This window comes from Ruegeria sp. K11 (assembly GCF_056531905.1).
In genome coordinates, this window is the sequence record NZ_JBQFMP010000008.1 from 196,562 (window position 1) to 215,789 (window position 19,228).

The 19,228-nt window shown below is 59.7% G+C and carries 25 protein-coding genes; 10 read left to right on the top strand and 15 right to left on the bottom strand.

The window, feature by feature from the left end:
• Positions 1-114: 114 nt before the first annotated feature.
• Together nth and ACR0K4_RS14555 are read left to right on the top strand one after the other, a co-directional pair.
• Positions 115-759: an endonuclease III gene (gene nth, locus ACR0K4_RS14550; protein ID WP_480519271.1), complete on the top strand. Its 645-nt coding sequence runs from the start codon at positions 115-117 to the stop codon at positions 757-759.
• Positions 756-1,745, top strand: coding sequence for an adenosine kinase (locus tag ACR0K4_RS14555; protein ID WP_480854556.1), 990 nt, complete (start codon positions 756-758; stop codon positions 1,743-1,745). The genes nth and ACR0K4_RS14555 overlap by 4 nt, the downstream gene beginning before the upstream one ends.
• 5 nt (positions 1,746-1,750) lie before the next feature.
• Here the strand turns inward: ACR0K4_RS14555 and ACR0K4_RS14560 are convergent, their stop codons facing one another.
• The 3 genes from ACR0K4_RS14560 to ACR0K4_RS14570 all read right to left on the bottom strand — a co-directional run bounded on the left by ACR0K4_RS14560 (position 1,751) and on the right by ACR0K4_RS14570 (position 4,524).
• A complete protein-coding gene (locus tag ACR0K4_RS14560; protein WP_480854557.1) occupies positions 1,751-2,590 on the bottom strand; it encodes a DUF547 domain-containing protein in 840 nt (279 codons plus the stop codon).
• Complete coding sequence (locus tag ACR0K4_RS14565; RefSeq protein ID WP_480854558.1) at positions 2,587-3,960, bottom strand: radical SAM protein; 1,374 nt, start codon at positions 3,958-3,960, stop codon at positions 2,587-2,589. The genes ACR0K4_RS14560 and ACR0K4_RS14565 overlap by 4 nt, the downstream gene beginning before the upstream one ends.
• Before the next feature lie 78 nt (positions 3,961-4,038).
• A complete protein-coding gene (locus tag ACR0K4_RS14570; RefSeq protein WP_480854559.1) occupies positions 4,039-4,524 on the bottom strand; it encodes an RNA pyrophosphohydrolase in 486 nt (161 codons plus the stop codon).
• 131 nt (positions 4,525-4,655) lie between these two features.
• Here ACR0K4_RS14570 and ACR0K4_RS14575 point away from each other — a divergent pair, with 131 nt between their 5' ends.
• The gene (locus ACR0K4_RS14575) at positions 4,656-6,683 is read left to right on the top strand and encodes an FAD-dependent oxidoreductase (protein WP_480854560.1); all 2,028 of its coding nucleotides are present in this window, start codon (positions 4,656-4,658) and stop codon (positions 6,681-6,683) included.
• Positions 6,684-6,730: 47 nt separating this feature from the next.
• On the opposite strand, the gene ACR0K4_RS14580 is transcribed toward ACR0K4_RS14575, so the two are convergent.
• Positions 6,731-7,171 (bottom strand): DUF4399 domain-containing protein, encoded by a 441-nt coding sequence (locus tag ACR0K4_RS14580; protein WP_480854561.1) that lies wholly within the window; start codon positions 7,169-7,171, stop codon positions 6,731-6,733.
• A gap of 229 nt (positions 7,172-7,400) precedes the next feature.
• Here ACR0K4_RS14580 and ACR0K4_RS14585 point away from each other — a divergent pair, with 229 nt between their 5' ends.
• On the top strand, positions 7,401-8,306 hold the full coding sequence (locus ACR0K4_RS14585) for a LysR family transcriptional regulator (protein WP_480519258.1): 906 nt from the start codon (positions 7,401-7,403) through the stop codon (positions 8,304-8,306).
• A 113-nt stretch (positions 8,307-8,419) separates the two neighbouring features.
• On the opposite strand, the gene ACR0K4_RS14590 is transcribed toward ACR0K4_RS14585, so the two are convergent.
• From ACR0K4_RS14590 to ACR0K4_RS14605, 4 genes are read right to left on the bottom strand one after another with little or no spacing between them, the layout of a single operon-like run.
• On the bottom strand, positions 8,420-9,322 hold the full coding sequence (locus ACR0K4_RS14590) for an OmpA family protein (RefSeq protein WP_480519256.1): 903 nt from the start codon (positions 9,320-9,322) through the stop codon (positions 8,420-8,422).
• On the bottom strand, positions 9,319-9,891 hold the full coding sequence (locus ACR0K4_RS14595; protein ID WP_480854562.1) for a peroxidase-related enzyme: 573 nt from the start codon (positions 9,889-9,891) through the stop codon (positions 9,319-9,321). The genes ACR0K4_RS14590 and ACR0K4_RS14595 overlap by 4 nt, the downstream gene beginning before the upstream one ends.
• A gap of 10 nt (positions 9,892-9,901) precedes the next feature.
• Positions 9,902-10,612 (bottom strand): GNAT family N-acetyltransferase, encoded by a 711-nt coding sequence (locus ACR0K4_RS14600; RefSeq protein ID WP_480854563.1) that lies wholly within the window; start codon positions 10,610-10,612, stop codon positions 9,902-9,904.
• Complete coding sequence (locus ACR0K4_RS14605) at positions 10,609-11,331, bottom strand: competence/damage-inducible protein A (RefSeq protein ID WP_480854564.1); 723 nt, start codon at positions 11,329-11,331, stop codon at positions 10,609-10,611. Before ACR0K4_RS14605 ends, ACR0K4_RS14600 begins: the two co-directional genes overlap by 4 nt.
• Positions 11,332-11,382: 51 nt before the next feature.
• Here ACR0K4_RS14605 and sfsA point away from each other — a divergent pair, with 51 nt between their 5' ends.
• On the top strand, positions 11,383-12,090 hold the full coding sequence (sfsA, locus tag ACR0K4_RS14610) for a DNA/RNA nuclease SfsA (protein ID WP_480854565.1): 708 nt from the start codon (positions 11,383-11,385) through the stop codon (positions 12,088-12,090).
• A gap of 6 nt (positions 12,091-12,096) precedes the next feature.
• Here the strand turns inward: sfsA and ACR0K4_RS14615 are convergent, their stop codons facing one another.
• Positions 12,097-12,462 carry a hypothetical protein gene (locus ACR0K4_RS14615; protein ID WP_480519246.1) on the bottom strand — a complete coding sequence of 122 codons (366 nt, stop codon included), beginning with the start codon at positions 12,460-12,462 and terminating at the stop codon, positions 12,097-12,099.
• Positions 12,463-12,666: 204 nt separating this feature from the next.
• On the opposite strand from ACR0K4_RS14615, the gene map reads away from it, so the two are divergent.
• Positions 12,667-13,479: a type I methionyl aminopeptidase gene (map, locus tag ACR0K4_RS14620; RefSeq protein ID WP_480854566.1), complete on the top strand. Its 813-nt coding sequence runs from the start codon at positions 12,667-12,669 to the stop codon at positions 13,477-13,479.
• Here the strand turns inward: map and ACR0K4_RS14625 are convergent.
• The 4 genes from ACR0K4_RS14625 to ACR0K4_RS14640 are packed head-to-tail and all read right to left on the bottom strand — an operon-like array spanning position 13,467 to position 16,080.
• Positions 13,467-13,652, bottom strand: coding sequence for a hypothetical protein (locus ACR0K4_RS14625; protein ID WP_480519242.1), 186 nt, complete (start codon positions 13,650-13,652; stop codon positions 13,467-13,469). The genes map and ACR0K4_RS14625 overlap by 13 nt on opposite strands.
• Positions 13,653-13,677: 25 nt before the next feature.
• Positions 13,678-14,313 (bottom strand): HAD family hydrolase, encoded by a 636-nt coding sequence (locus tag ACR0K4_RS14630; protein WP_480519240.1) that lies wholly within the window; start codon positions 14,311-14,313, stop codon positions 13,678-13,680.
• A 1-nt stretch (position 14,314) separates the two neighbouring features.
• Entirely contained in the window at positions 14,315-14,872 is a 558-nt protein-coding gene (gene rsmD, locus ACR0K4_RS14635; protein WP_480519238.1) for a 16S rRNA (guanine(966)-N(2))-methyltransferase RsmD, read from the bottom strand.
• A complete protein-coding gene (locus tag ACR0K4_RS14640; RefSeq protein WP_480854568.1) occupies positions 14,869-16,080 on the bottom strand; it encodes an NAD(P)/FAD-dependent oxidoreductase in 1,212 nt (403 codons plus the stop codon). The genes rsmD and ACR0K4_RS14640 overlap by 4 nt, the downstream gene beginning before the upstream one ends.
• Positions 16,081-16,179: 99 nt before the next feature.
• Here ACR0K4_RS14640 and ACR0K4_RS14645 point away from each other — a divergent pair, with 99 nt between their 5' ends.
• The 4 genes from ACR0K4_RS14645 to ACR0K4_RS14660 all read left to right on the top strand — a co-directional run bounded on the left by ACR0K4_RS14645 (position 16,180) and on the right by ACR0K4_RS14660 (position 17,709).
• The gene (locus tag ACR0K4_RS14645; RefSeq protein WP_480519234.1) at positions 16,180-16,665 is read left to right on the top strand and encodes a redoxin family protein; all 486 of its coding nucleotides are present in this window, start codon (positions 16,180-16,182) and stop codon (positions 16,663-16,665) included.
• A gap of 101 nt (positions 16,666-16,766) precedes the next feature.
• A complete protein-coding gene (locus ACR0K4_RS14650) occupies positions 16,767-17,012 on the top strand; it encodes a glycine zipper 2TM domain-containing protein (protein ID WP_480519232.1) in 246 nt (81 codons plus the stop codon).
• Between the two features lie 10 nt (positions 17,013-17,022).
• On the top strand, positions 17,023-17,370 hold the full coding sequence (locus tag ACR0K4_RS14655) for an EF-hand domain-containing protein (protein WP_480854570.1): 348 nt from the start codon (positions 17,023-17,025) through the stop codon (positions 17,368-17,370).
• A 30-nt stretch (positions 17,371-17,400) separates the two neighbouring features.
• The gene (locus ACR0K4_RS14660) at positions 17,401-17,709 is read left to right on the top strand and encodes a hypothetical protein (RefSeq protein WP_480854572.1); all 309 of its coding nucleotides are present in this window, start codon (positions 17,401-17,403) and stop codon (positions 17,707-17,709) included.
• Here the strand turns inward: ACR0K4_RS14660 and ACR0K4_RS14665 are convergent.
• Together ACR0K4_RS14665 and ACR0K4_RS14670 are read right to left on the bottom strand one after the other, a co-directional pair.
• Complete coding sequence (locus tag ACR0K4_RS14665) at positions 17,706-17,999, bottom strand: 4a-hydroxytetrahydrobiopterin dehydratase (RefSeq protein ID WP_480854574.1); 294 nt, start codon at positions 17,997-17,999, stop codon at positions 17,706-17,708. The genes ACR0K4_RS14660 and ACR0K4_RS14665 overlap by 4 nt on opposite strands.
• Entirely contained in the window at positions 17,996-19,183 is a 1,188-nt protein-coding gene (locus ACR0K4_RS14670) for a GNAT family N-acetyltransferase (protein ID WP_480854575.1), read from the bottom strand. Before ACR0K4_RS14670 ends, ACR0K4_RS14665 begins: the two co-directional genes overlap by 4 nt.
• Between the last annotated feature and the right edge of the window lie 45 nt (positions 19,184-19,228).

Below are 19,228 nucleotides of genomic sequence, written 5' to 3' on the forward strand. Positions count from 1 at the left end.
TCACCTCGGTTCGTTTCCAAAAACAATAGCCTGCGCGCCTCGGACCTGCGACCCGGAACTTGCGCATTGGCTTTGGGCTTGTGTCAGAGCCTTACGGGCGGCATTAAGGCGCGGATGGCAAAGCAACTCGATTACCATACGATCCGCGAGATCTTTACGCGTTTTCAGGACGCCGACCCCGAACCCAAGGGCGAGTTGGAGCATGTGAACGTTTATACTCTGGTCGTTGCCGTGGCGCTGTCGGCGCAGGCGACCGATGCGGGCGTCAACAAGGCCACGCGCGAATTGTTCAAGATTGCGGATACTCCGCAAAAGATGCTGGATCTGGGCGAAGAGGGCCTGACCGAACATATCAAGACCATTGGCCTGTTCCGCCAGAAGGCCAAGAACGTGATCAAACTCAGCCGTATTTTGGTTGAAGACTATGGCGGCGAAGTGCCCAATTCCCGCGCCGCGCTGCAATCGCTGCCCGGTGTCGGTCGAAAGACGGCCAATGTGGTGCTGAATATGTGGTGGCGGCAACCGGCGCAGGCGGTGGACACCCATATCTTTCGCGTCGGCAACCGCACCGGCATCTGCCCGGGCAAGGACGTGGATGCCGTCGAACGCGCCATCGAAGACAACATTCCCGCCGACTTTCAACTCCATGCGCATCACTGGCTGATCCTGCATGGGCGGTACCATTGCAAGGCGCGCAAGCCGCAATGCCCGACCTGCATCATCCGTGATCTCTGTCAATTCGAGGACAAGACCTTATGAAGACCTACCAACTGACCGGCATCGGAAATGCCGTTGTGGACGTCATTTCCCAGGCCGATGACAGTTTCCTGGAACTGATGGGCATCGAAAAAGGCATCATGCAGCTGATCGAGCAGGAGCGCGGTGAGGTGCTGTATGCCTCGATGGAGGGTCGGGTGCAGACACCCGGCGGTTCGGTCGCGAACACGATTGCGGGCGCAGGTGCGCTGGGTCTGGATGCAGCCTTTATCGGGCGCGTGCATGATGACGCTTTGGGCCGGTTCTATGCGGATGCGATGAACGAGGATGGGGTCGATTTCGTGAACCCTCCGGTCCCGGGGGGCGAGCTGCCGACCTCGCGGTCGATGATTTTTGTCTCGCCCGATGGCGAGCGGTCGATGAATACCTATCTGGGGATTTCGTCCGAGCTGTCATCGCAGGACGTGTCGTCCGATGTGGCGGGTAACAGCCAGATCATGTTCCTCGAAGGCTACCTGTTCGACAAGGAAAAGGGCAAAGCCGCGTTTCTTGAAGCGGCCCGGAACTGCCACAAAGGCGGCGGCAAGGCGGGAATCGCGATTTCAGATCCGTTCTGTGTGGAACGCCACCGGGTCGATTTCCTGCTGTTGATCGAGAACGAACTAGACTTCGTGATCGGCAATGAGGACGAGATCAAGTCGCTGTTCGAAACCGACGATCTTGAGGACGCGCTGTCCAAGACCGCCGCAATTTGTCCTTTGGTGGTCTGTACCCGCTCGGGAGACGGCGTGACCGTTCTGCATGACGGGCAGCGGTTCGACGTGCCGGTCGAAAAAGTTGTGCCGGTGGACGCCACCGGGGCGGGCGATCAATTTGCCGCCGGGTTCCTGTTTGGCATGGCGACGGGTCGCGACTATGAGACCTGCGCAAAAATCGGCAATGTCTGCGCGCGCGAGGTGATCAGCCATATCGGACCGCGCCCCGAGGCGAACATGCAGGAATTGCTGCGCGCCGAAGGGTTGCTTTAAACCGTTCAGGACCCGGTCGCCGCGTCGTTCAGCGCCCAGTCGTATTTGTAGGCGCTAACGCGCGAAACCTGCTGCAGCCGTGCTTTCAGATCTGGCTCGGCAACGGATTCGATATACGCCAATACGGCTTTCTCGTTTGCTCCGAAATCCTCGCGGAACCAGATGTAGATCTTCGACAGGATCAGGCCACCATTGTCATTGAACCGCACCCCACGCGGGTCGTTGATATAGGCATGTTCGGCCGCCGCCATGTCGCGTTCCAGCGTTTTGGCCTGCCATGCGCGGTCCATCAGATTGGGGCACCCGACAGCGGCACAGTTGAGCGCATAGTGAATACGCGGTTCGTTGAAGGTGGGGCGGATGATCCGATGTTCGATGTCATTCAGTGTCAGGGACTGCCCTGCAACCGTCACCAGCGGTCGGTTCCACGGCCCGATGGACAGAGGCCCATCCTTGATGTCTCGGATCGAGGCGACAGGGTAAGCCTCAAGGACCACGTCCACCGTCACGGCATTATACATGTTGATCCAATACGCCAGTTGCTGATCTCGCGTCAGGTTGGCCGGGTCTACGGCCTGCAAATCAGTCAGATACCCGTCCAGCCGCGCCTTGTCCGCCTGCGTCACCTGTCCGTAAGCCACCCGGTTCACGCCTTGCGCGTCCGCAGCGACATAGCGGGAAAGGAACGTGGTCCAGTCGCGATGATCGACGCGTTCGCCGGGGGGTGGGGCCGTGCGGGTCAGTGCCGTGTCGGGCAACGGTGCAGCCTCGGGCAAGGCCAGACGTTCAACGCTGGCGCAGGCCGCAAGCAACGGCAACATCAGCAGGATCAGAAGACGTCTCATGAAGCATCCTTTCGGGATTGGCGCAGGGCGCGCATCTGCCCTTTCAGCCGTTTCATCGGAGCCAGCGCCGGGTCGCTCAAATCCGGCAGATCCGGGCCGCCGGACAAGCGCGGCACGGCGGCGTTCCACCAGCTTGGGCCCGTTGGTCCGTCAACGCGGTCCGGGTTGGCCAGATGCATGTCGCGCTGCGCATTGTGCACGCACATGGACAGCGGCCCGTCAGATGTCGCAACCATGAAGACACAGGATGCGCAGCGATCCTCGTCCAGCGCGTCAGCCCCCATGAAGTTGTGGATGAACACCGCCTGACGACGCAAAGGCCCGCGCAGCAGGCCCACGCCCAGACGCAAGGCGCACCCTGCCAGATGCAATCCTGCGTGCAGTGCCAGCATAGGGTTGCGCAGCGCCATCCGTCGTACACTGTCACGTATTACCAGGTGCCCGTCCCTAGCACGGTCGGCCCGCTCCATCGCGGCCATCACCCGATGCACCAAAGACGCGTTCGAAAGCACCGAAACAGCCCGCCCACCTGCGGTGACAACGCTGGCATAGCGGTTGCATTTCGAATGGCCGACGGCGGCAGTGTCGAAATGCAGAGCGGTCCCATACCCTTCTTCGACCGCTCGTGCCACGCTGTCTTGCGTGATGATGTCAGGTCGCTCCCGCAGCACACCTCGCCCCGTATCGGCTTGCATCTGGAACGAGACAAAGGCGACCTCGGGCCGGTCCCGCAGGTATCGCGCCAGTGCAGGGAGCTCATCAAAATTGCCGGCAAAGACGGTGGTGTTGAACAGGATGCGCAGTCCCAAGCCCCGCGCCTTGCGGATGTAGGCGCGGCGGACGGTGTTCAGTTCGACCTCGCTGCTGAAGCCCTTGCGGTCTTGTGTCATGTCCACGTGAAAGGCGACATCATCCAGCCCTGCTGCTGCAAGTCGGGTCAAAAACGCCCGGCTGGCACGAATACCGTTGGTCATCAGGCAGGACCGCATTCCCAATCTGCGGATTTCCCGGCACAACGCCTCAAGATCCTCGACCTTGCGCAGGGTTGGATCGCCGCCTGTCAGCTGAACCGAAACACCGGAACCATAGTGACTGCGAATTGTCGCCAGACGCGCGAACAGGACCGAGAGGGGGGGATCAAATGTCATCTCGGCCCTGTCCGAGAGATAACAGAGCGTGCAATCCAGATTACACCGCTGCGTCACCTCAAGCGCAACGCAGGCCATGGGATAAAACCGACCCGCCGTTTGTCCCGCACCATATTCACCACTCCTGTGTAACCCCTCGCGCAGCGGCGCGCGGCGGTCGGAACCGGTGAATTTGCGCCCGGCTGGGGCGATAGCGGGATGGGCGTGCGTGGCGTCTCTCATGCGGACCAAGCTAGAGACACGAGCAGACGCGAACCACGCCCCCTCACGCCAAGTTGTCAGATCATGAGGACAGGGTGATCAGGCCAGATGTCCCTTGAACGCGGCAACGACCTTTTCGTAGACGTCGCGCTTGAACGGCACGATTTCCGCGGTCAGGCGCGACGGATCCTGCCACTTCCATTCGGTAAACTCGGGGTGATCGGTAGCAATGTTGATCTGATCATCCCGACCTGTAAAGCGCATCAGGAACCATTTCTGTTCCTGCCCGCGATAGCGGCCCTTCCAGATTTTTGGCACGATGTCATGGGGCAGGTCATAGGGCAGCCAACCGGGGGTCTCGGCGATGATCTCGACCAGATCGGGGGTGATGCCGGTCTCCTCCCACAGCTCGCGCAGGGCGGCATCGCGGGGGTCTTCGCCCTTGTCCACGCCGCCCTGAGGCATCTGCCATGCATCACGGGGGCCATCGTTGCGCAGACCCGTGAATATCCGGCCTTCCGCATTCATCAGCATCAGCCCGACGCAGGGGCGATAGGGCAGTTTGGCGATCTGGTCGGGGGTCATGCGCGGCCTCTTGGGTTGTTCGGGCCCTCTGTATCAAGCGCCATCCGGAGGGCAAAGGGGGTGACGTTAGGTTTCGCGTGACAAAGGTGACCCGCGCGTCAATCTAAGCGCCGAAACAGGGAGAGTTCGTCATGACCGCGTACCCAAACATGCTGGCCCCGCTGGATCTGGGCTTTACCACGCTAAAAAACCGCGTGCTGATGGGGTCCATGCATACCGGGCTGGAAGAGACCGGCGACTGGAACCGCGTGGCCGAGTTCTATGCCGACCGGGCGCGCGGCGGTGTGGCGCTGATGGTGACGGGCGGGATTGGCCCGAACCTTGAGGGCTCGGTTCTGCCCGGCGCATCGATGATGACCAATGACACAGAGGTCGCGAACCATTCCATCGTGACGGATCGGGTGCATCAGGCGGGCGGCAAGATCGCGATGCAGATCCTGCACGCCGGTCGCTATGCCTATGGACCGAAATGCGTGGCGCCCAGCCCGGTGAAATCACCCATTTCACCCTTCCCACCGCATGAGCTGGACGAGAGCGGGATCGAGAAACAGATCAGCGATATCGTCCACGCCGCGGTGTTGGCACAGAAGGCGGGGTATGACGGCGTCGAGATCATGGGGTCCGAGGGGTACTTCCTGAACCAGTTCTTGGTGACCCACACCAACAAACGCGAGGACCGCTGGGGCGGGTCTTATGAGAACCGGATGCGTCTGCCCATCGAAGTGGTGCGTCGAACGCGCGAAGCGGTGGGCACCGATTTCATCATCATCTACCGGCTGTCGATGATTGATCTGGTGCCCAATGGCTCGACCCATGAAGAGGTTGTGGAACTGGCGCAGCGGATCGAGGCCGCGGGGGCCACGATCATCAACACCGGCATCGGCTGGCACGAGGCGCGGATTCCGACGATTGCAACATCCGTGCCACGTGCGGCGTTTGCGTGGGTGACGAAAAAGCTGATGGGCAAGGTGGGCATTCCGATCATCACCTCCAACCGCATCAACACGCCCGAGGTCGCCGAAGAGGTGTTATCGACCGGCTGCGCCGATATGGTGTCTCTGGCCCGCCCGATGCTGGCGGATGCGGATTTCGTGAACAAGGCCATCTCGGGTGAGGCGGCGCAGATCGCGCCCTGTATCGCCTGCAATCAGGCCTGTCTGGATCACACGTTCAGCGGCAAGCTGACGTCTTGCCTTGTTAATCCGCGCGCCTGCCATGAGACCGAATTGGTGATCACCAAGGCCGAGGTTGCCAAGACTGTTGCCATCGTTGGGGCTGGCCCGGCTGGCCTGTCCACCGCGATGACCGCCGCCCAGCGCGGCCATGACGTGACCCTGTTCGACCGCGCGGCTGAAATTGGCGGCCAGTTGAATATGGCCAAACAGGTTCCGGGGAAAGAGGAATTCTGGGGCCTTGTCGACTGGTACCGCACCATGATGGTCGATCTGGGGGTCAAGGTGGAACTGAACCGCGAGGTCACTGCCGATGACCTGAGCGGTTTTGACGAGGTGGTCATCGCCACCGGCGTCACCCCCCGCGATCCGCAGATTCCGGGGCAGGACCGCAATAATGTGCTCAGTTATATTGACGTGCTGCGCCACAAGGCCGACGTGGGCAAATCCGTGGCCGTGATCGGCGCAGGTGGCATCGGGTTTGACGTGTCCGAATTCCTTCTGGAAGACGGTCACAGCGTCACCACTGACCTGCCTGCATGGATGAAAGAATGGGGCGTAACCGACCCGGAACAGCACCGCGCAGGTTTGGCACCGGAAGGACCCCAACCCGCAACTCCAGCGCGGCAGGTCTCGTTGCTGCAACGCAAGGCGCAACGCCACGGCAAAGGTTTGGGCAAAACGACCGGCTGGATTCATCGTGCCACGCTGAAAATGAAAGACGTCAATTTCGTTGGCGGCGTGAATTATGAACGCATCGATAACGACGGCCTGCATGTCAGCTTTGGTGAGGATCGCTCTGACCCCACCGTAATCCCTGCAGACACGATTGTATTGTGCGCGGGGCAAGTCTCGGACCGGTCACTGGCGGACGAGTTGAGCGCCCGCGGTATTGCGTGCCACGTGATCGGCGGCGCGGATGTTGCGGCAGAACTGGACGCCAAGCGCGCGATCAATCAGGGCACGCGGCTGGCGGCCAGCCTGTAACTGCACCGCCTCAAAAGGGCATCTTGCTCAGGTGCCCTGTCGCGCTTCTACTCGACTGTGATGGTAATCACTTCGGATACAATCGGCGTTGCATGAGGCACATGCCCGGCGTCACCCAAAACCAGTTGCAGCGTATGCTCACCCGGCGTCATCTCCAGGGTCACTTCGGTCTGACCCCCGCCAAAATGGATGTGGTTGTCATCCGCAGGCAAGCCATAGGCCAGTTCATCTGCACCATCCTCGCCCTGCCCCAAAGGCGGGCGATCGATCAAAAGGTGATGGTGGCCGGTGTTTTCAACCTCGGTTCCGGCAGGTGCCACGCCCATTCCATTCAGACCAAAGACGATTGTCACCGGTGATTTGACAGTGTCGCCATCCGCCAGATTCGCAAAATACAGCTTGGTATCCGGGTTGGATGGCGTTGTCCCCCCGGCCAGCGCAATAGTGGCTGATAGTAAAATGACGGTCGCGGCGAAAAAGGCTTTCATGATCTCCTCCCTGGTCACAAAATTGCCATTCTGATGATAGCACGTATCGTCAGAAGGTCAGAAAACCCATCAATCACAGGCGATGCCGTCTTCGCGAGCCAGAGCCTCGGCGCGTTTCCCAGATGCAAACGATCCGAATCAAAACCCTGATATTATCCCATATCTGCCCCGTTCTCGCCCAGATTGATCGCAATATTGAGACAACGAACAGAAGACCTGGGGAACGAGAATGGACCGATTGACCGAAATGGAGGCCTTTTCCAACGTGGTGGACCAAGGTGGTTTCACTGACGCGGCCAAGAAAATGGGTATCTCCAAATCGGCCGTATCCAAGCACGTGTCGAGCCTTGAGGCCCGGCTGGGCGCACGTCTGCTGAACCGGACAACGCGCCGGGTGTCACCGACCGAGATTGGATTGGCCTATTATGACCGCGCCCGGCGTGTTCTGAATGACGCGGGCGAAGCGGATGCGCTGGTCACATCGATGCAATCCGATCCCTCTGGTCTGCTGCGGATCAGTGTGGCGACGGATTTCGGCGTGAACCATCTGTCGCCGGTACTGTCGGATTTCCTTTCTGCCTATCCCGAAATTACCGTGAACATGGTTCTCAACAACCGCTTTGTAGAGCTGATTTCAGAAGGGTTCGACGTGGCAGTTCGCATCGGCGAGCTGGAAGACAGCACGCTGAGAGCCCGCAAACTGACCGAAACAGTCAAGCGCATGGTTGCCGCGCCCAGCTATATCGAACAGTTCGGCCGGCCGCAGAAAATCGACGATCTGAACGAGCACAAGCTGCTGCACTATTCCAGCCAGTCTTCGGGCAATGTCTGGAAATTGACCGCGCCGTCGGGCGAAAAGCGTCAGGTGCGCACAGCAGGTTGGCTTAGTGTCAATGACGGGCAGTCCTTGCTGAACGCCGCCATCTCGGGGCTTGGGATCGCCTATCTGCCCAGCTATCTGTATGCGGATGCGCTGAAAACGGGTGAGGTGGTGGATGCCATGCCTTCACTGCCGGACGAAGTTCAGGGCATCTATGCCGTGTATCCTCCGGGACGCTTTACACAACCGAAGGTCCGCGCCTTCATCGACTTCCTCGTCCATTCCTACGCCGAAAAAGGCCCGATGGATTGGTAGAATTCTCCCTGCGGTAACTGACCGGCCCGTGCTGTATGGTACGGGCCTTTTTTTATCCGCATATCGGATTTTCGGGCACGACCGTTCCATCCGTTTCATTCACGTGTGGGCGGTCAGTTCACCAGCAGAACCGCTTCCACACGCCGGTTGAGCTCACGACCCTCGGGCGTTGCGTTGGAAGTGATCGGCGCAAGGTATCCCGCGCCCTGCGCTTCGATCCGGTCAGAAGAGATACCATGTTCCTCAATCAGGCGGTTACGTACGGCTTCGGCGCGCCGCATACTGACGTTGATGTTCGCCTGTAAAGCGCCGGTATCATCTGTGTGTCCGACAAAAGCCAGACGCACATCGGGATTATCCGTCAGATAACCGGATAAAAGGCCCAGTGATGCGAAGGGGCCCTCGCCCAGAGTGGTCTCGCCAGAGCTAAAATGCAGATCGCCCAGAATGACATGCCCGTCGCTTTGAAGATCGACCAACAGACCGCCCGAACTTTCCACCGTCTCTTCGACAACAATTGGCGGCGCGGGGGGCGCATCGACCGGGGTGACCCGGATCATCTGCACATAGCCGTCCGGTTCATTGCGGCTGACCAGCAAACTCAGGACCTCGTCGCCACGGGCAGCGGCCAAAAACCGATAATCGTTGATGGCGACATACATGTCGGGTGTCGGCACAACTTCGGTGTCAAAGCGGAAATCGAAGCCACCGCAGGCCCGAGCCTCACATTCGAACGAAATATCAAAGCCTTGCGCCTGAATCTGGTCGCGCAACGGGGTCAAAATCTGCAAGGTCGTGCTTGATCCTGTCTGCAACCGCCATGTCAGACGCTCAACACGACCTTCTGCTGTCCGATAGGGAACGGTGCCGTCAGAAAACACACCCGTTGGCAGATCGTAGCTGTCCAAGGGGCTGATACGCTCTGACACCTGCCGGGCACCCGTCGGAAACGTCAGATCCTGAGCCAGCAGCGGCCCGGGCACAAACAAAAGTAAGAGGGACAGGACACGGGTCATCTAAACTGGGCGTGATACTCGGGATTGGGCACCATCGCTGTCGCACTGGCCACGCGATTGGTCATGTTGAAAAAGCCGGTGACGTTGGCGATGTCCCAGATGTCCCGATCCGTAAATCCCACATCGCGCAACCGCTGGCGGTCCGGCTCTTCTATCGTTGCGCTGCCAGTTGTCATCCGGGCCGCAAAATCCAGCATCGCGCGTTGGCGGTCATCCAACGGGGCGACGCGGAAGTTCATGACCAGCATTTCCCCCAGCTGCGGGTCACCGGACAATTGCCGCACCGCCGCGCCATGGGCAACAAGGCAATAAAAACACTTGTTGATTGACGACACGACCACCGCAATCATCTCGCGCTCAAGTTTGCTCAGACCGCTGTCCGCCAGCATCAGATCGTTATACATCGCCGTAAAAGTGTTCAGCTTTTCGATGTCGAACGCGTGGGCCCGCAACACATTGGGCACCATGCCCAGCTTTTTCACGCAAATGTCGAAGTATTTCTGTGTCTCAAGCGGCAAAGGGTCGACCGCGGGCAAATCAAGGGCTGTGGGCTGGTCCTGAAATGTCACGTCACTCTCCTCAGACATGCTGACGATAGTGGTATTCGCCGGCAATCTCCATCCCGAGCGACTGGTAAAGCGCGTTTGCCCCCACATTCGCTTTGGTGCAGATCACGCTAAGGGTCTGGCCGCCATTGTCCAGCGCCCAAAAGGCCGCGGCGCGCATCGCCCATTGACCCAGACCCTTGCGCCGGTGATCCGGCAGAATTTCCAACGCGTGAACCATGACAATCTGATCGTGCATGGCCACAAACCCAGCCCCGGCAGGTTGGTCCTGATGACGGATCAGCAACCCCGTTTTCGGACCCGGTGCACGGTGCATAACCGCCTGTCGCGCGGGCCCGATTCCGTCGCGCGCCCAGATCTCGCGCATGATCGACAGAGGCTCCCAGACGTTGAATACCGTGACTCGTGGCAATGGAATATCCGTCAGATGTTCGGCCGCGCAGGCATAGATATTGACCGGATCCAGAACCTGATATCCGCGCGCCTTCAATCGGGCGTCCAGCGCCTCGTCACCAGGTCTGAGGCAAAAGATCCGGTTTTGCCCCATGGCCTGCATCGCCGCTTCGGCGACCTCGATATCCGCCTCGGTCGCAGGGCCCAGCGCATTGGCCGCCGATACACGGGACCCGCCGCCTTCGCCCTGACGCAGTTGAAACGGACCTACCTGCTGATAGCGCGCAGCGGGCCAAGTACCGTCCACAATGTCGGGCCAGTTGAAACTCACAGATCAAGATCTTTCGCAAGTCGGGTGGTGGCAGCATCAATCCGAGCGCCGTCAGTGCCACGCACCACGACATTGGCCCCGAAGACGCCGTTGATCTGGAACGGGTAGCATCCGACCGAGAGATCGTCGAAATCCTCGGCCAGCGCGGACAGAGTCGCAGCGATGTCGCCTTCGCCCCGGTTCACGCGCAGGGTCTGCGACAGAAGCGGACTGCCACCGGTCAAGCCGGGCAGAACACTCGCCACCATGGCTTGAAAGACCGTAGGAACACCGGCCATGACATGGACATTCTTGATGGTAAAACCGGGTGCGGTCGAAACCGGATTGTCGATCAATGTGGCCCCGTCCGGAATGCGCGCCATGCGCAGGCGGGCGGCGTTCAGTTCCAGACCCGAGTTGTCGTAATGCGCCTCGAGCAACGCGCGCGCATCTTCGCGGACGTCAATCGGCGCCTCAAAGGCACGCGCAATGCAATCGGCGGTGATATCGTCATGGGTTGGACCTATGCCGCCGCTGGTAAAGACATGGTCATGCGCATCGGACAAAGCCCTGACCGCGGCCTCAATTGCAGGGGCTTCATCGCTGACGATGCGGACTTCTTTCAGGTCGATGCCCTGCTTGGTCAGTTCTCCGGCCAGATAATGCATGTTTGCGTCGCGCGTGCGGCCCGAAAGGATCTCATCCCCGATCACCAGCATCGCGGCGGTTGGATTGGCCATGGCGCGCCCTCCCTCTTGATCGGCCCTCAGGGCAGGTATAGGCCCTTGGCCATGCGATTTGAAACCCCCCTTGTCCCCGCCCGCCTGATCCGCCGCTATAAACGCTTTCTGGCCGATTGCACGCTGGAGGACGGGCGCGAGGTTACCGCCCATTGCGCCAATCCGGGCTCGATGATGGGGCTGGCGGAACCGGGTGAGAAAATCTGGCTGGAGCCCAATGACGATCCGAAGAAAAAGCTGAAATATGGCTGGCGGCTGGTCGATCATGAGAACGGGCATTTCACCGGGGTCGATACCTCGCTGCCGAACCGGGCGCTGCGGGCGGCGCTGATGGCGCGCGCCATCCCGGAACTGGCCGCCTATGAAACTGTCCGCCCCGAGGTGAAATACGGCGAGAACAGCCGCATCGATTTCCTGTTGACCCAACCGGGTTTGCCCGATGCCTATGTCGAGGTCAAAAGCGTGACGCTCTCGCGCCAGCCCGGTCTGGCCGAGTTTCCCGACAGCGTGACGGCGCGTGGCACCAAGCATCTGGGTGAGTTAACCGCCATGATGGGACAAGGGCACCGGGCCATTATGCTTTATCTCGTACAGCGCACTGATTGCGACCGCTTTGCATTGGCGGCAGATATCGACCCGGCTTACGCGGCGGCGTTCGAAAGCGCACAAACCGCCGGTGTCGAGAGGGTGGTGTGCGGAACCCGGATTACACCCGAAGGCATCTGGGCAGAGTCTGGCCGTCAATGGAAGATTATTTGACAGCGCTTAATTCAAAAACCGAAATTCCCCCAGAAAAACCCCGGATTTCGGGCTTTGACCCCGGTATTTCCCATCTTCTTTTTGTCCAACCACAGCGCAAAGCTCTCTGCCTTGTTGGAAATTCGCCCAGCGGCTGCAAATCTTGTCGCCGTCCAGCCACCAGGTCCCGGTATCGCGGCCCAGACGGGGAATGGTAACCTCGAACGTCCGGTCGGGATGAAACTGGGCGGTTCCCGAGTAGTGAAACCGTTCGAACGCGATTTTTCTGTCCGTGGTCAGCTCTGTCGCAAGTTCGGGGCCAGTCAGCAATTTCACCTCGTCCCGACAGCCGGTCAGAACCAGAACCATCACCAATACGGACCATCTGAACATCTGACTGCTTTCGCTTTTCCTGCCGGGTGAGGATTCGGTGCTGCTGCAGGTTATCCTGAACGTGACGATGTGGATGCTTGAATTTTCTCTGCTCAACGCCATTTGAACGGTTGAAAGACACCGCGACTTAACACCCTCTGGTACTTTCTGCGCAAGCAGCGTAAAAGGCATGCTGCGCACAAATTTTTTTGGAGCCATGCGTCGATGAAAGAACATCGTGGCCGCCTGACCAAGGACGGTATCCGCATTTATGAGCAAAGCGACTTTGCCGGCATGCACGCGGCAGGGGCGCTGGCCGCGCGGATACTGGATGACATTGCAGAACATGTGTTTGTGGGTCAAACCACCGGCGCAATCGACGGCCTGATCACCCAGATGGTCGAAGACGCAGGCGCGACCTCGGCAACGATTGGCTACAAAGGCTATCAGCACGCCAGCTGCATCAGCGTGAACCATGTGGTCTGCCACGGCATCCCCGGCGACAAAAAGTTGAAGGATGGCGATATTCTGAATATCGACGTCACCGTCATCGTCGATGGCTGGTTCGGAGATACCTCGCGTATGTATGTGGCGGGTAAGCTGCCGCGCAAGGCAGAACGTCTGATCCAGGTCACCCATGACGCCCTGTTCAAGGGTATCGAGATGGTCAAGCCCGGCAACACTTTCGGTGATATCGGCCACGCCATTCAGGCCTTTGTCGAAGCACACCGGATGAGCGTCGTGCGCGATTTCTGTGGCCACGGGCTGGGTCGCGTGTTCCATGCGCCGCCGAACGTGCTGCATTACGGGCGTCCGGGCACTGGCGCTGTGCTGGAAGAAGGCATGTTCTTCACCATCGAACCGATGGTGAATCTGGGCCGCCCCGAGACAAAGACGTTGGCCGATGACTGGACCGCCGTGACCCGCGACAAGTCATTGTCGGCGCAGTTCGAACATTCGGTGGGTGTGACGGCGGACGGGGTCGAGATCTTCACCCTGTCACCGGGCGGCAAATACCACCCGACCTATTCGTCCTGATCTGCGCCCTGATCGCGCATCAGCTTCAGCAACAATGTCTCATCCCGCCACGGGATCACCGCGTCATGGATGAAGACCGGCGCGCGCATCGGTTTCGGCTGCGGCCCGGTGGTCGAGTCGGCATCCGTGTCTTGTGAAAACGCCCAGAACGCAGGTGCAATTGCTCGGTCCATTCCCGGACCCTAGCATGTTTCGGGCTCAGAGTCCCAACAGCTCGGGCAGTTGTGACATCTGCGTGAAAACCTCGGCGCCCAGAGCGGACAGGTGTGCGCCATCATCATGCGCCGCATAGGCCAGACAGCGCATATTGGCCCGGATGGCAGCGGTGACGCCGCTTATGCTGTCTTCGATCACAACCGGCGTCTTTGCGCCAAAATGCTGCGCAGCGGTCAGAAACAGGGTTGGGTCGGGTTTGGCGGTGCCCAGCACCTGAGCCGAGAACATCACGTCGCTGAACCGCTCCCACAGACCGTTCTGGCCCAGCGTGATCTGCATTTTCTCGGGTCGGCCGTTTGAGGCCACGCAATATGCGGTGCCGCTGGCATCCAAATGGTCCAACACCTCGCGAATGCCCGGGACCAGAGGCGTTCCCGCCTGCAGCGCCGCGTACACCTCGGCATAAATCTGTTCGACCCAGTCGTCCGGCAGATCAGCTCCAAGTTTGCGCGCCTGTTGGTGGGCACCGCTCATGGTGCCGCCCACGAACAGGTTCATGCATTCGGTCAGCGAGACCTGCAGGCCATAGCCCGCAAGATTGTCGACCAGCACCTGATTGGTCAGCCCTTCGCTGTCCACCAGAACGCCGTCACAATCGAAAATGACCAGATCGTGCATCTCAGCCTCCTGCCCGCCACATCAATGAGATATGCGTGTCGCCATATTTGCGCGCATCCTGCAGGGTGAACCCGTCGGGCGCGGCCATCGGTGCGTTTTCCTCCCACACGATCAGGGCATCGTCGGCCAGCCAGCCGCCCTGCGTGACAGCGGCCAAGGCCTTTTGACCCAAAGCCTTGCCATAGGGCGGGTCCAGAAGGACCAGATCATAGGGCACGCCGGGGTTGTCCCCCAAACGGGTGGCGTCGCGGCGGATCAGATCGGTGTGGTCGGTGCTGCGTGTCAGGTCAATATTCTGGCGGATCAGACCCTGCGCCACGCGCCCGTCATCGACAAAGGTGACATGGGCCGCGCCACGCGACAGCGCCTCAAGCCCCAGCGCTCCGGTGCCGGCAAACAGGTCCAGAACGCGCAGGCCATCGAAATCAACTTGATGGGTCAACACGTTGAACAGGCTTTCCCGCACTCGATCTGTGGTCGGGCGCAGATGCGCGCCCGCGTCTCCCTTGCCGACCGAGGCCAATGCGCGGCCGCGGAATTCTCCCGCGATGATCCTCACGCCTTGAGCAGCGGTTTCAGGTCCGCCTGCGCGTCGGCAATAATGGCGGGATCTGCCGTTTTGCCCGCATCGATCAGGCGCTTGCCGATCATGTAAGAGCGCGGGTCATTCATCGCGTCCACCGCGATCAGCTGATCACCTTTGTAGTACCAGTAGGACACGGTCGCGCCCTCACCCTTGCGGGTTACGACACGATCATAACCGGTATTCAGGCCTGCGATCTGCAGCTTGACGCCATACTGATCCGACCAGAACCACGGCGTTGCAGTGTAGTCTTTAGCCGCGCCCAGCATGTTCTGGGCCACAATCTCGGCCTGATCGATAGCGTTGGGCACGCTTTCCAGACGAATCCGTCCCTCGCCATGGGGGAACGAGGCGCAATCGCCCGCCGCCCAGATCGAAGGGTCAGACGTGCGGCCATGGGCATCGGTCTTGATCCCATTGTCCAGCTCTAGCCCCGCCATCTCGGCCAGTTGAGTCGACGGCGCGATGCCCACGCCAACCACGACGAAATCGACCTCCAGTTCGGTGCCGTCAGTCAGGATCGCACCGGTGACCTTGCCATCCTCACCAATCAACCGATCCAGCCCGACGCCTTCGCGGATATCGGCTCCGTATTCGGTATGTAGCGCGCGGAAATAGTCGCTGGTTTCGGGCGCGGCGACACGTTGCAGGATGCGGTCTGCCATCTCGACCAGAGTCACTTTGACCCCGCGTTTGGCACAAACAGCGGCGGCCTCTAGCCCGATATAGCCGCCGCCCACGATCAGCGCGCGGGCACCGTCGATCACGCGGGGTTCCATCTCGTCGATATGGGCCAGATCGCGCACCACATGCACGCCAGCCAGATCGCCACCAATCGCGGCAGGCAGGCGGCGCGGGTCTGACCCTGTGGTCAGTGCCAATTCGTCATAGGCGATGACCTCATCCGCAACCGTCACCGTCTTGGCCTGCGGGTCAATTCCCGTCACACGCTGGCCCAGACGCAGGGTGATGTTGTTGTCGGCATAAAAGCTCTCGGGCCGCAGAAACAGACGCTCAAGCTCCATCTCGCCCAGCAGATAGGCCTTAGACAAGGGCGGGCGCTGATAGGGCAGATGCGGCTCGGCCCCGATCAGGGTGATCTGACCGTCAAACCCGTCCTTGCGCAGCCGTGCCACCAGCGATGCACCGGCCTGCCCGGCTCCGATCACGACAATATGGCTCATCTGTCCCTCACCCTGCAGAATTCCCGTGGTCACTTTGTTTCGAACACCTATATTGCGGCTAAGCCCGACTCTGCAAATCCAAACGACAGGAGCATAAAAATGATTTCAACAGGTGACACGCTGCCCGATGCCACGCTCATCCAGATGGGTGCGGATGGTCCGGAAGAGGTTCGGGTTTCGGAAAAGACGCAAGGCCGCAAGGTCGTCATCTTTGCGGTGCCAGGCGCATTCACCGGCACCTGTACCACCGCACATGTTCCCAGCTTCATCCGCACCAAGGACCAATTCGACGCCAAAGGTGTCGATGAAATCATGTGCCTGTCCGTCAACGACCCCTTTGTCATGAGCGCCTGGGGCGACTCAACCGGCGCGACCGCCGCTGGCCTGACGATGGTGTCCGATCCGGCGTCGGAGTTTACCAAAGCCATCGGTATGGATTTCGACGCGCCGCCCGTCGGCCTGATCGCACGCTCCAAGCGCTATGCGATGCTGATCGAAGACGGCAAGATCACGGCACTGAACCTTGAAGAAAGCCCCGGCGCCTGCGAGATTTCGGCAGGTGAGGGCCTGCTGGATGTCATCTGAATTCAAGCGGCCCCGGTACCATCGGGTCCGCCGCTTCTGATTTAACTTGATACACCTCCCCGATGCGCAAATACTCGGCGCATATATTCAAGGAGGTTTTGATGAAGCTGAAGGCATTTACCCTTCTTTTGGCTGCAGCGGGAGCCGTTGCAGCCTGCGGTCCGGCTCCGACCCCCCAACAACAGGCAGCACGACAGCATGAAATCGCCTGCCTGAGTGGTACTTTGGGTGGCGCTCTGATCGGGGGCGCTTTGGGCAATCAGTTCGGCGGCGGATCGGGAAGAACCATCCTGACTGCGGCAGGGGCCACAGTCGGCGGCCTCGAAGGCCAGCGATACGCATGCTGAGGAGAACCCAATGAAATTCTGGACGATGATCGTGACTGCCTTTCTGCTGGCCGGTGCGGCCTCGGCTGAAACTGTTGCGGACTTGCATGAAAACGAACTGAAAGCCATCGACACAAATAATGACGGGTTTTTATCGAAGGATGAATTCAACGCCTTTTCGGACTATGCTTTTCAGGAAATGGATGACGACAAGAACGGCACCTTGGGTCAGGGCGAAACAAAGCCGTTCATGGATATCAAGCAATTTCAGGGTGTTGACGAGAATGGTGACAACCTTATTTCAAAAGCCGAATATGATGCTCAGATGCAGAGCGATTTCGAAGCTGCAGATCAGGATGGCAATGGCCGGCTAGACTAGCACCCGGCCGCAACAAAAGCGGGGGAGCGTATGCAAAAGTGGATCGGATTGGGGGCATTGGTTGCCCTGGCGGCTTGTGACGTACCTGAGGCCCCGATTGTCACGGGCCCGGATGGGCAGCCCAAGATTCAGATCAGCACCGATGGCCTGACCTGCTATCAAAACAGTTGCCTACGGATCGATCCGTTCAACCGAACTGTCAACTCTGTCGGGAACCGGACAATTCGCATTTCGGGCAACATAGATGTCAGCAGCGGCACTGTATCGCCCGAAGATTTCAACCAGATGTATCGCAGAGCCCGTCTGGCGGGTGGGGTAACCGAGAGCGAACGGCGCTAGACAAGGCCGTCCATCTTGCGGGCCAGCTTGGCATCCAGCGCGGACAGCCCACCTACGTCATGGGTCGATAAGGTCACTTCGACCGTCCGATACACGTTGGACCACTCGGGGTGGTGGTTCCACTTCTCGGCAAAGATCGCCACCTGGGTCATCCAACCAAAAGCATGCACGAAGTCGTCGAAGACAAACGTCTTGGTGATCGCATCTCGGTTCTTGACCATGGTCCAGCCGGTTTTGAACAGCGGGTCCAAAAGGGGCCCGCGCGTCTCGGTCGACAATAGTTCGGTCATTGCTGTTCCTCCGGGTTCGATTTTCTGAACGGGCCGTAATCCGTCAGAATCTCGATTTCTTCTCCCACCGCATGTGCCTCGGCGTCCAGATATTTTCTGATAGCATCCGCAAAACCCGGATCGCCGACCCAATGCAGGCTGTGCGTCCGTGTCGGCAAGTATCCGCGCGCCAGCTTGTGTTCCCCCTGCGCGCCCGCTTCGACCCGGGCCAGCCCATGAGCGATGGCAAAATCGATCGCCCTATAATAGCACAATTCGAAATGCAGGCAGGCGTGGTGTTCGACACAGCCCCAATACCGCCCGAACAGCGTCTCACGTCCGATAAAATTCAGCGCTCCGGCAATCGGGTACCCGTTTCTCTCGGCCAGAACCAATGCCATGTCGTCAGCCATGGTGTCCTGAGCGATGTCGAAAAAATGCCGGGTCAGATAGGGAGACCCCCATTTGCGAGCACCCGTGTCCTGATAAAAGCGCCAAAAGGCATCCCAATGCTCGGGACACAGATCTTTACCGGTAAGCGTGCGAATTTCACCGCCAAACCCGTTGGCCTGCGCCCGTTCTTTCCGGATGTTCTTGCGTTTGCGCGAAGACAACGCCGCCAGAAACCCATCAAAGTCCGCATAGCTGTCGTTCAACCAATGGAATTGCTGCGAATGCCGCGCCATTAGGCCCATCTGCTCGCCCGCAATCGCCTCATCCTCGGTGCAGAAAGTCACGTGCACCGAAGACACCTGATTTTCCGCCGCCAGTTGCACCGCCCCCTGAACCAGAGCCGAAATTCCGACCGCATCATACCCCGGACGCACCAGAAATCGCCGACCCGTCGCCGGGGTGAAGGGTGCGGCGATCTGCAACTTGGGGTAATAGCGCCCGCCGGCGTTCTCATAGGCATGCGCCCAGCTATGGTCAAAGATGTATTCACCCTGCGAATGCGACTTGGCATACATCGGCGCTGCGCCAATCAGCATTCCGTCCAGATAGGCGGTCAGATATTGCGGTTGCCAGCCAGTTCCCCGCCCAACCGAACCGCTTTGTTCCAGCGCCAGCAAAAACCGGTGTGTGGTGAACGGATCAAGCGGACGGCCACCTTCGGCGACTTCGGGGCAGGCGCAGCTGTCCCATTCGGTCGCTGAAATCTGCGACAGGGAATTCAGTATCCGAACCTCGATTTGCGCCTGATCCATGTGCCCTCCGCGTCTGATCTTTATCTGTGACGGCTGAGGATGGGT